Source organism: Borborobacter arsenicus, from assembly GCF_003934165.1.
GTDB classification, from domain to species: Bacteria; Pseudomonadota; Alphaproteobacteria; order Rhizobiales; family Rhizobiaceae; genus Pseudaminobacter; species Pseudaminobacter arsenicus.
In genome coordinates, this window is the sequence record NZ_RKST01000035.1 from 26,740 (window position 1) to 37,814 (window position 11,075).

Annotated in this window: 8 protein-coding genes; 6 read left to right on the forward strand and 2 right to left on the reverse strand. The window is 62.6% G+C overall.

The window, feature by feature from the left end:
* Positions 1–147 precede the first annotated feature (147 nt).
* Positions 148–1,572, reverse strand: coding sequence for an NADP-dependent phosphogluconate dehydrogenase (gndA, locus tag EET67_RS22940; protein WP_128628536.1), 1,425 nt, complete (start codon positions 1,570–1,572; stop codon positions 148–150).
* A gap of 150 nt (positions 1,573–1,722) precedes the next feature.
* On the reverse strand, positions 1,723–2,580 hold the full coding sequence (locus tag EET67_RS22945; RefSeq protein ID WP_128628537.1) for an IclR family transcriptional regulator: 858 nt from the start codon (positions 2,578–2,580) through the stop codon (positions 1,723–1,725).
* 321 nt (positions 2,581–2,901) lie between these two features.
* Here EET67_RS22945 and EET67_RS22950 point away from each other — a divergent pair, with 321 nt between their 5' ends.
* From EET67_RS22950 to EET67_RS22975, 6 genes are all read left to right on the forward strand, one after another.
* Positions 2,902–3,609, forward strand: a complete 708-nt coding sequence (locus EET67_RS22950; protein ID WP_128628538.1) for a molybdate ABC transporter substrate-binding protein — start codon at positions 2,902–2,904, stop codon at positions 3,607–3,609.
* A gap of 8 nt (positions 3,610–3,617) precedes the next feature.
* Entirely contained in the window at positions 3,618–4,286 is a 669-nt protein-coding gene (locus EET67_RS22955; RefSeq protein ID WP_128628539.1) for an aspartate/glutamate racemase family protein, read from the forward strand.
* A 6-nt stretch (positions 4,287–4,292) separates the two neighbouring features.
* Complete coding sequence (gene otnK / locus EET67_RS22960; protein WP_128628540.1) at positions 4,293–5,570, forward strand: 3-oxo-tetronate kinase; 1,278 nt, start codon at positions 4,293–4,295, stop codon at positions 5,568–5,570.
* Positions 5,567–6,205: a 3-oxo-tetronate 4-phosphate decarboxylase gene (otnC, locus tag EET67_RS22965; RefSeq protein WP_128628541.1), complete on the forward strand. Its 639-nt coding sequence runs from the start codon at positions 5,567–5,569 to the stop codon at positions 6,203–6,205. Before otnK ends, otnC begins: the two co-directional genes overlap by 4 nt.
* Before the next feature lie 654 nt (positions 6,206–6,859).
* Positions 6,860–7,990 carry an efflux RND transporter periplasmic adaptor subunit gene (locus EET67_RS22970; protein ID WP_128628542.1) on the forward strand — a complete coding sequence of 377 codons (1,131 nt, stop codon included), beginning with the start codon at positions 6,860–6,862 and terminating at the stop codon, positions 7,988–7,990.
* On the forward strand, positions 7,987–11,075 hold a 3,089-nt coding region (locus EET67_RS22975; RefSeq protein ID WP_133308884.1), incomplete at its 3' end, for an efflux RND transporter permease subunit. The genes EET67_RS22970 and EET67_RS22975, both read left to right, overlap by 4 nt.

An 11,075-nucleotide genomic window follows, 5' to 3' on the forward strand; every position in this document is an offset into this window, starting at 1 on the left:
CGTCTTTCTTTTTCTTCTCTGCCGCAAGACGTTTTGCACTACAACGGCAAATAATTCTTGAAACTATCGCGTGGCCCGGCAAAAGGGTCAACGAGAGAGAAGACTTTTTCGCAATATGAAAAATGATGGGCTGAAACGGCGCTTGGCTCAGTCGGCCGGCCATTGATGATGATGCGCGCCATGCGCATCCAGGCGGCGGAATGTGTGGGCGCCGAACAGGTCGCGCTGCGCTTGGATGAGGTTGGCGCAGCCACGGGTACGGCGGTAGTCGTCGAAATAGGCAAGCGAGGCCGACAGCGCGGGAACCGGAATGCCGGCCTCCACCGCCTTTACCACGACACGGCGCAAGGCCTGCTGGGTCGCCTTCATGCGTCCGGTGAAATAAGGCTCCTGCAGCAGGTTGACCACGGACCTGCCCTCGTCGAAGGCCCTGGCGATGTCCTGCAGGAACACGGAGCGGATGATGCACCCGGCGCGCCAGATGCGGGCAATCTCGCCTAGCGGCAGGTTCCAGCCGAATTGCCTCGAGGCCGCCGCAAGGGCGGCGTAGCCTTGGGCATAGGCGACGATCTTGGCCGCTTCCAGCGCTGCCTCGAGCTCGCCTATCCCCTCCGAACTGTTTTCAAAACCGGCCTGCCTGCAATCCAGATTGCCGTAGATTTCGCCGGTGGCAAGGCGCTCATGGCGCAGCGCCGAGATTGTGCGTGCCGACACCGCCGCCTCCAGCGTGGTGGCGCCCACGCCAAGCCGCTGCGCGGCGATCACCGACCAGCGCCCGGTGCCCTTCTGGCCGGCTTCGTCAATGATGACGTCGACCAGCGCCTCCCTGGTCCGCGGATCGCGCTCGGCAAGCACGATGGCCGTGATCTCGACCAGATAGGAGGAAAGCCCGCGCCGGTTCCAGTCCGCAAAGATGCGCGCCATGGCGGCGGCCGAAAGGTTGAGCCCGTCGCGCATGATACCGTAGATCTCGGCGATCATTTGCATGTCGGCATATTCGATGCCGTTGTGGATGGTCTTGACGAAATGGCCGGCGCCATCCGGGCCGAGCCAGGCAACACAGGGGCTGCCTTCATATTCTGCCGCGATCGGTTCGAGCAACGGCTGTAGCCGGCCCCAGACCTTGCGGTCGCCTCCGACCATGATCGAGGGGCCATGGCGCGCGCCCAGTTCTCCGCCGGATACGCCCATGCCGACGAAATGGATGCCGGTCGGGTCCCAGCGCCGGTTCCTCGCTACAGTGTCGTTGAAGTCGCTGTTGCCGGCATCGATGACGACGTCACCTTCATCCAGCAGGTGCATCATCGCCTCGAGCTGGGCATCGACCGCCGGGCCCGCCTCGACCATCAGCACGATGACCCGCGGCGCGCGCAGCGCCGCGACGAGATCCTCGATCGAGGCTTGCGGGTGAAGGCGCTCGCCCAACCCCGGATTATAGGCGCGCAGCTTCTCGGCTTTCTCAGGCGTGCGGTTGAACAAGGCGACATCCGACCCGTTCTCCGCGAAATTCAGGGAGAGCATTGCCCCCATTGTGCCGAGCCCGATCACACCGAGGTCGCAAATCTTCTTCATCGCCAGCCCTTACATGCAACTGTTCAGTCGTACAGTTACACCCAGCGCGATTCATCTTAACTATTGTATTTACAGCATTTTACGATGTGAAAACCAGGCGGCCGGCTCGTCGGGACTGCTGCTGCCAAGCCGAATTCCGTGTGTCGGCGTTTAGACGAAGCAGCCTGCCGGCATGCGGCCGGAAAGCTCGCGTGCACAATCGACGACGGCATGGGCGACATGGGTGCGATAGGCGTCGCTTGCCCGGCTGCGCGGGATGGTGACCGCGATGGAACAGACGATGGCGCCGGACATGTCCCGCACTACCGCGCCATATCCCACCATGTCGGCACGGAATTCGCCATCATCCATGGCAAAGCCGGCGCGGCGCACCAGCCGAAGCTCCTCAATCAGAGCGCTCAGCGTCGTGATGGTATTGTCGGTGAAGGAGGCGAGCCCGTTATCGGCGACGACGCGGGCAAGCTGCGCCTCGGGCAGCCAGGCCAATATCGCCTTTCCGGCAGCCAGCGCATGCACCGTATGCGGCTTGGTATTGTCGCGCAGGTCGAGCTGCGGCTTGATATGCGAGGCGAGCATAATCTGCGCCACCAGCGCCGAGCCACGCAGCACGCACATCTGGGCTGCCTCGCGCAGATTGGCGTTGAGCTCCTGAAGCTTCGGGCGCACGAATTTCACCAGGTTGAAATCCCGCGCCGAGCGCTGGGCGATGGCCTCGAGTCCGGAACTGAGCGAATAGCCGCTGCTACGGCCGGCATAGACGACATAACCGCGCTTGACCAACGTGCTGACCAGATGATGGCAGGTGGACAGGTTGATGCCCACGAGCTTGGCAATCTCGTTGAGCATAAGCGGCGTGTTGCTGAGTGATAGCGCTTCGAGGATCGAAAGCGCGCGGTCGACGGACTGGATGCTCTTGCCGCCACTCTTGCCGGTGACCTTGGACGACATCGCATACTGGTTCTGGCGAAATTGGCCATCCCGCCACGCCTGCTCCTTGACGGCCTCCATCGGCTTCCTCCATTTCCTCCGGCGATATTGGTAGGAACCGCCCCGGACCTCGTCAATATGCGCACCGGGTGATTTTCACATTGTGAAATTCGCGTCGCGAAGATGCCGCCTGACGCCCGCCTAACCCAAGGGATTGGCCGATAGACGGCACCCTTCGTGCATTTTCACAAGGTGAAAAACCGTTTTGCAACATTGACCTGCCGGCCGCCCGCGCCTGTAATCGGCCTATCCATGGCCGTAAGATAGGACGCCTGCGGGGAGACGGCGCGGCTGCCTTCTGTCGCTGCAGGCCAAGATAGGAACTGCACGCTAGGAGGGACCTTGCCCGACGCTCTCAAAGTCATGAGCACGCTTGCGGTGGCGCTGGCGCTTAAACGCTCGATCCTGTTCGCCTGGGAGGCCAGTGGCAGGAAGGTAGACATGCAGTGGAACCCGACCGGGGTACTGGTGGAGCGCGTTCGCGGCGGAGAGCGAGCCGACGTCATCATCTCCATCGATGAGCCGACGCTGGCACTGGCCGGCGAGGGCGTGCTTTCGGTATCCACGATCCGGCCGCTCGCCCGCGCCGGCTTTGGCCTAGCGGTGCGGGCCGGTGCGCCGCGCCCCGACATTTCTTCGCCGGAGACCTTCAAGGCAGCGCTGCTTGCTTCGCGCGCCATCGCCTATTCGCTTACAGGCGCCAGCGGCCTCCATCTCCAGGAAGTGGCGCGGGCGCTCGGTATAGCAGATGAGGTCGAGGCACGCGCGGTGACCATTCCGGCGGGATTCACCGCCGAAAAACTGATTTCCGGCGAGGCGGATCTCGCCGTCCAGCAGATCAGCGAATTGATGTCGGTCGAGGGCGTCGACATTGTCGGCCCCTTCCCCGCAGTCTGGCAAAAGCACACCGACTTTTCCGCCGCCGCCTTCTGCGAGGCCCGTCGACCAGCCGAAGCCCTGGCCTTCATCGACCATCTGGCGAGCCCTGCTTCCATGCAGGCCTATGCCAATGCCGGACTGGCGCCGCGCGCCGCCGGCACATCTTCATGAGTCCGGCCATGTCCAGCAACAAGCCCAGAATTGTCCTTTTCCATGCCACCCCTGTGGCGATGGACCCGATCAAGACCGCCATGGCCGAACTGTGGCCGCAGGCCGAGCCAGTCAATCTGCTCGATGACGGGCTGACCATCGACCGGGCCAAGGAAGGCCCGGAAATGTCCGAGGAGCTGATCGACCGCTTCGTCGATTTCGGCCGCTATGCCAGGCGCATAGGCGCCGACGGCATCCTTATCACCTGTTCCGCCTTCGGGCCGGCCATCGATCGCATGGCGGCCGAACTGCCGCTACCGGTGCTGAAGCCCAACGAGGCGATGTTCCGCGATGCGATTGCCTCGGGCAAGCGCATCGGCATGCTGGCGACCTTCGCGCCCGCTGTGTCGACCATGGAGGAGGAGTTCCGCCAGTTCACACAGGAGGCGGGTGCTTCGGCCACGCTCGAAACCATCGTCGTGCCGGACGCCATCGACGCGTTGCGCAAGGGCGACGCCGCCACCCATAACAGGCTGGTCGCGGAATTTGCCCCTAGGCTCACCGAGCATGACGCGATCATGCTGGCGCATTTCTCGACCTCGCGCGCGGCGGAAGATGTGCGCCGCGCCGTCGAGCGGCCGGTCTTCACCGCGCCGGAAGCGGCGGTGATGCGCATGAAAACGCTGGTGGAGGGCTAGGCCGGCATGCTGCTTGGCGTAATTGCAGACGATTTCACCGGCGCAAGCGACATCGCCAACACGCTGACCCGCGGCCATAATGGCCAGGGCGGGTTGGCGACGGCGCAATATATCGGCGTGCCCGACCACGACGCGGCGCCGGATGTGGAGGCTGGCGTGGTTTCGCTGAAATCCCGTTCGGTCCCCGCCGAAGAGGCGGTCGAGCTCTCGCTTGCCGCACTCGCCTGGCTGCAGGCGCAGGGCTGCCGCCAGATCGTCTTCAAATATTGCTCGACCTTCGATTCGACCCCTGAGGGCAATATCGGTCCGGTCGGCGAAGCCCTTGCCAAGGCGGTCGGTACCGCTGGTGTCGTCGCATGCCCTGCCTTTCCTGCGACCGGGCGGACCGTCTATCAGGGCCATCTGTTCGTGCATGACCGGCTGCTGAGTGAGTCAGGCATGCAGAACCATCCGCTGACGCCGATGACGGATCCCGATATCAGGCGCTTTTTGCGCAAGCAAACACAAGACGATGTCGGGCTCGTGCTGGCGGCAACGGTGCATCAGGGCGCAGACGCCATCAAGGCGGCACTGCAGACAAGTGCCACGCACGGCGAGACGCTGGCGATCGTGGACGCCATCAGCGATGCGGATTTGGCCGAAATCGGCAAGGCCTGCGCCGACGCACCCCTGCTCACCGGCGGATCGGGCATCGCGCTTGGCCTACCCGGAAATTTCATTGCGCGAGGCCTCGCCAGCGGCAAGGCGGCCGGCTTTGCGGGAAGACCGGGTCCGGAGGCCATTCTTGCCGGCAGTTGCTCTGGCGCCACCCGCGGCCAGATCGGCGTCCATGCAAGCAGCCATCCGGTATTGGCGATCTCGGTAGACGATGTGATGGCCGGGCGCACCACGGCCGACGACCTCGTTTCCTTCATCACGGCCAATGAGGGCAATGCGCCGCTCGCCTATTCCTCCGCCACGCCCGAACAGGTGGCCGAGGCGCAGCGCCGCTACGGTCGCGAGGAAGTCGCCGGCCGGCTGGATGCACTCTTTGCCGACACGGCGCGGCGCCTGGTCGATGACGGCGTCAGGCGGCTGGTCGTCGCCGGTGGCGAAACCTCGGGCGCGGTCGCCCAGGCGCTCGATCTCGGCGACCTCGCCATCGGGCCAGAAGTGAGCCCGGGCGTGCCCGTCCTCGTCAGCCGGCGGCGCAACATCGCGCTGGCGTTGAAGTCCGGCAATTTCGGCGGCCCCGCCTTTTTCAATGACGCGCTTCGCGCACTGGCAGGAGACATAAGGTCATGAGCCAGGAACAGGAACTGCGCGAGAAACTGGTGCGGATGGGGGCGCTGCTCTACAATCGCCAGCTCGCCCATGGCAGCGCCGGCAATCTCTCCGTGCGGCTAGATGACGGGTCGATCCTGATCACGCCGACCAATTCGAGCCTCGGCTTCCTCGAGCCGGAACGTATCTCCAAGATCCGCCCGGATGGCGCGCTCATCGCCGGCGATCCGCCATCGAAGGAATATTTCTTCCATCTGGCCGTTTATGAAGAACGCCCCGCCGCCAGGGCGATCGTGCATCTGCATTCGACCTATTCGGTGGCGGTCTCGTGCCTTTGCCATGAGGAGACGGAAGACGTGTTGCCGCCGCTGACGGCCTATCATGTGATGCGCGTGGGCAAGCTGCCGCTGGTGCGCTATTTCCGACCCGGCGACCGTGCTCTGGCGAAAGCCGTGCGGGAAGCCTCGAAGGACCACCGTGCCATCATGCTCGCCAATCACGGCCCCATCGTCTCCGGCGCCACCATCGAGGAGGCGGTCTATGCCTATGAGGAGCTGGAGGAGACGGCGAAGCTCTATTTCATCATCGGCGATCGCAAGACTTCGCCCCTGAAGGCCGAACAGATCGCAGAGATCAACCGCACGTTCTCCAACTGAACATTTCGATCAAGCCCCGATCGGTAGCGATGGTTCTTGTAAGTCGGCTGCGGGCCTGCTCATCCCGCAGCCATTCCAATATCCCTGCCTAAGTGTTCAGTCTGTCTTGGGTCGGATTTAGGTTGAACCTTGAGCGGCCTGTCGACAAGCTGGAGCAACGAAATTGCGGCGCTTGTTCGCGACAACGTCTGTCCTGTCATTAGTCCTCGGGGGGCTGTAAGCACCTTCAAGACATTCAGGATCCGGCCAAGCGCTTGGATCTCTGACAACCTTCGAATTGCGTCGCCTGTTGTTAACCGCCAACGGCAAATTGCAAGGTATCCCCGGACCGCACCAACCCGAAGAGGCATGTTGATCTGAAGAGCGTCGGGACGGAAGCGCTTGCGGGCTAACTGGCGCCGGGAGCGCTAGTGGAGCTTAGGCAAGCCCGCTTTGCTCAAAGCTTATTGCGTCGACCCACTTCGGGCAGGACAAATCGCGTAAAATGCACGATGATGGGGGCCGCTTCCCACAGCGAGCGTGACACCTGTTCAAAATGCCATCAACTCCATGGAGTAGGTTGCAATGAACGCGCGGGACATACGATTTTTTTTCGACAGTGATCACCCCTTTGCGCGCCTGCCCACAACGATGGCCCGGGTTGGCAAAGTCGTCATGTCCGCAGCCTTGCTTTCCGGGGTTCTGGGCGAGGGAAAAGCAATTGCTCAACAACAGGATCCCCCCGTCGTATCCGTCGCCAAGCCGGTCGTCCGCGACATCGTCGAGGACGATGAGTTCGTCGGACGCTTCGAGGCAGTTGACGAAGTCACGATCCGCTCGCGTGTCAGCGGCTATCTCGAAGAAGTCCATTTCAAGGACGGCGCGCTCGTCAACAAGGGCGACCTGCTGTTCACCATCGACCAGCGTCCCTACGAGGCAGCCTATGATGCAGCTAAGTCGCAGGTCGACGTCGCAAGCAGCCTGCTCGACTTCACCAAGGTGCAGTTGGAACGCGCCGAGGAGCTCGCCAGGTCTGGCAATCTTTCAGCGGCAACACTCGACGACCGCAGGCGGGAATATCTCTCCGCCCAGGCCACGTTCCAAGGCGCGAATGCCTCGATGCGCAAGGCGAGCCTCGAGCTCGAATTCACCGAAATCAGAGCGCCTCTGACAGGCCGCATCGACCGCCGCCTCGTCTCGGCCGGCAATCTCGTCCAGTCCGATTCGACATTGTTGACGACGATTGTCGCCCAGGACCCAATCGACTTCTATTTTGACATCGACGAGCGGCTGTATTTCACCTATGCGGCCGACGCGCGTGAACGCGGGGGCACGATGCAGGACGGCGGCAGCGGGCTCGACGTGGTGGTTCGCATCGCTGACCAAAGAGAGGCCTCGTTCAAAGGCAAGCTCGACTTTGCCGAGAACCGCATCGACAGTGCGACCGGGACCATGCGGGTCCGCGCCCGCTTTCCGAATACCGGCGGCATTCTGCAGCCCGGTATGTTCGGGCGCATCAATGTGCCGGGTTCGCTCCCATACCGCGGCGTAATGCTGCCTGACGAAGCTATAGGCGCCGACCAGGATCGCCGTATCGTCTTCGTCGTCGATGACACCGAAACCGTTTCCGCCAAGCCGGTGCGCACTGGCCCGCGCATTGATGGTTATCGCGTCATCCGCGAGGGACTGACCGGCAACGAGACCATCGTGATCAACGGCCTGATGCGCGCCAGGCCCGGCGCCAAGGTGAAGGCCGAGATGGTCACCCTGCCCCCGACTGCCGAAACTGTCGGATTGCGGAAATGAGGTTCGCGCATTTTTTTGTCGATCGCCCGATCTTCGCCTCGGTCGTTTCCATCGTTCTGTTGATCGTCGGCGCCATCGCCTATACGCAGCTTCCGGTCGCGCAATATCCCGAGATCGCCCCGCCGACGATTGTCGTACGGGCGCAATATCCAGGTGCGGACGCCGAAACGGTCGCCGCAACCGTGGCGACGCCGCTGGAGCAGGACATCAACGGCGTCGAGAACATGCTTTACATGTCGTCTTACTCCACGGGCGACGGCGCCATGGCGCTGACCGTTACCTTCAAACTCGGCACCGATCTCGACCAGGCGCAGGTGCTGGTCCAGAACCGGGTATCCACAGCCGAGCCGCGCCTGCCCGAGGAGGTGCGCCGGCTCGGCGTCACCACCGCCAAGAGCTCGCCCGACCTGATGATGGTCGTGCATATGCTGTCGCCCGACGACACCTATGACCAGCTCTACGTTTCCAACTATGCCCGCTCGCGGGTGCGCGACGTGCTGCTGCGGCTGGACGGCGGCGGCGATCTCATCATCTTCGGCGAACGCGAATATTCGCTGCGTATCTGGCTTGACCCCGAGAAACTGTCGGCATTGGGAATGACCGCGAGCGACGTCGTGCAGGCCCTGCGCGACCAAAACGTGCAGGTGTCAGGCGGCTCCATCGGCGCGCCGCCAACAGATAGAAGTGTAGCGTTCCAATACACGGTCACGACGCAGGGGCGCTTTGAGGAAGCCCGCGACTTTCGCTATGTCATCGTCAAGTCAACCGAGGACGGCAGGCTGATCGCTCTCCAGGATGTCGCGCGGATCGAACTGGGGGCCCGCGACTACGTCACCAATTCCTATATCAACGGTAAGCAGGCGGTTGCGCTGGGGATTTTCCAGAGACCTGGCACCAACGCGCTCGCCTCCGCCGCCGAAATCCAGGCCAAGATGGCCGAACTCGCCCGCGATTTTCCACCCGGGCTCGCCTACCAGATCGTCTACAATCCGACCGAATTCATCTCGGAATCGATCAACGAGGTCTACAAGACGATCCTCGAGGCGATCGCGCTCGTCGTCATCGTCATCATCATATTCCTGCAGTCCTGGCGCATGGCGATCGTGCCTATCGTGGCTATTCCGGTCTCGCTCATCGGCACGCTGGCTGTCCTCTACGCCTTTGGTTTCTCGCTCAACATGCTGACGCTGTTCGGCCTGGTGCTGGCGATCGGCATCGTCGTCGACGACGCCATAGTGGTCGTCGAGAATGTCGAGCGCAACATCGCGCTTGGACGCCAGCCCAACGATGCCGCGCATCGAACGATGGACGAGGTCGGAACCGCCGTGCTGGCAATCTCACTGGTGCTGATTGCGGTCTTCGTGCCGACGGCCTTCATTCCGGGCATTTCCGGCCAGTTCTATCTGCAGTTCGCCGTTACAATTGCAGTGTCGACGGCCATTTCGGCAGTCAATTCGCTGACGCTGTCTCCGGCACTGGCCGCGCTGCTGTTCAAGCCGCATCATTCATCGGCGCCGCCGCGTTATATGCCGGCACGCTTCGGCCGCGCGCTCGCCAATGGCTTCAATCGCGGCTTCGATCGGCTGGCCGGCTATTACGCGCGCATCGTGCGTGTGCTGGTTGGCTCAACGGTGGCGCTGGTTGCGATGCTTGCGATATTTGCCGGGCTGATCTACGCGACCTATCATATGCTGCAGACGGTGCCACGCGGCTTCATCCCGACCATGGACCAGGGTTACGCCATCATCGTCGTCCAACTGCCCGAAGGTGCCTCGCTCGCCAGAACCGATGCCGTAGTGCTGCAGGCCTCGCAGATCATCCGCAATACGCCGGGGGTCATGGACGCGGTGGCGTTCGCCGGCTTCTCCGGCGCGACCTTCACCAATGCCAGCAATGCCGGCGCCATTTTTGCAACCTTCGATACCTTCGAGCACCGGCTGGCGGCCGGGCAGTCGGCCGACCAGGTCATCGGCAGCCTCTACAGCACGCTGCAAGGCATTCGCGAGGCCTTCATCATTGCCCTGCCGCCGCCGCCAGTGCCGGGCATCGGCAATTCCGGCGGCTTCAAGATGCAGATTCAGGAGCGGGCGAGCTCCGACGTCCGCCAGATTCTGCAGCTTGCCTATCAGATCGCCGGAGCGGCCAACCAGATACCCGGTCTGACCGGTGTTTTCACCACCTTTTCTGCATCGAGCCCGCAATTCTTCCTGCAGATCGATCGAGACAAGGCGCGCATCCTCAATGTGCCGATTCCGGCCATCTTCGAGACGCTGTCGATCAATCTCGGCACCTCCTATGTCAACGATTTCAATGCGTTCGGCCGCGTCTATCAGGTGCGGGCTCAGGCCGACCAGGCCTTCCGCCTCGACCGCGACGACATACTGAAGCTGAAGGTGCGCTCCGCTTCAGGTGCCCTGGTGCCACTCGGCACGCTGCTTGAAATCCGCGACGTCACCGGACCGGCACTGGTTCAGCGCTACAACATGTATGTCTCCGTTCCGCTGCAGGGCAACGCAGCGCCAGGCGTTTCGACAGGTGATGCGCTGGACAGGATGGAGGGAATTGCCGCACAGGTCCTGCCGCAGGGCACATCTTTCGAATGGACGGAACTCGCCTTGCAGGAGCGGCAAACGGGAAATACCGCGCTCTTGATATTCGGCCTTTCGGTGCTGTTCGTGTTCCTGGCGCTGTCCGCGCAGTATGAAAGCTGGATCATGCCATTTGCGATCGTGCTGATCGTCCCCCTGGGCATATTGGCAGCACTGCTCGGCGTGTCGTTGCGAGGTCTGGATAACAACATCCTTGTTCAGATCGGTCTGATCGTGCTGGTCGGCCTCGCGGCAAAGAACGCCATCCTGATCGTCGAGTTCGCCAGGCAGGCGCAGGAACGAGGCGCGACTGCGGTAGACGCGGCGGTCGAAGCCTGCCGGTTGCGGCTGCGGCCGATCCTGATGACGGCCCTTGCTCGCATTGCCTCAAGCAAAATGTTACCGATAGTGTTGATGCTCCAGCTGGGATGGCCATGGATCGCTGTTCCGGTTTGGGGGACGGATGGCGGGGCTCAGCATGGCGACACGGTCGGAAC

Excerpts from the sequence above, each read along its gene's own strand:
- gndA (WP_128628536.1), bottom strand. The coding sequence starts at position 1,572 with ATGAAGAAGATTTGCGACCTCGGTGTGATCGGGCTCGGCACAATGGGG.
- EET67_RS22970 (WP_128628542.1), top strand. The coding sequence starts at position 6,860 with ATGTCCGCAGCCTTGCTTTCCGGGGTTCTGGGCGAGGGAAAAGCAATT.
- otnC (WP_128628541.1), top strand. The coding sequence starts at position 5,567 with ATGAGCCAGGAACAGGAACTGCGCGAGAAACTGGTGCGGATGGGGGCG.
- EET67_RS22955 (WP_128628539.1), top strand. The coding sequence starts at position 3,618 with ATGTCCAGCAACAAGCCCAGAATTGTCCTTTTCCATGCCACCCCTGTG.
- EET67_RS22945 (WP_128628537.1), bottom strand. The coding sequence starts at position 2,580 with ATGGAGGCCGTCAAGGAGCAGGCGTGGCGGGATGGCCAATTTCGCCAG.
- otnK (WP_128628540.1), top strand. The coding sequence starts at position 4,293 with ATGCTGCTTGGCGTAATTGCAGACGATTTCACCGGCGCAAGCGACATC.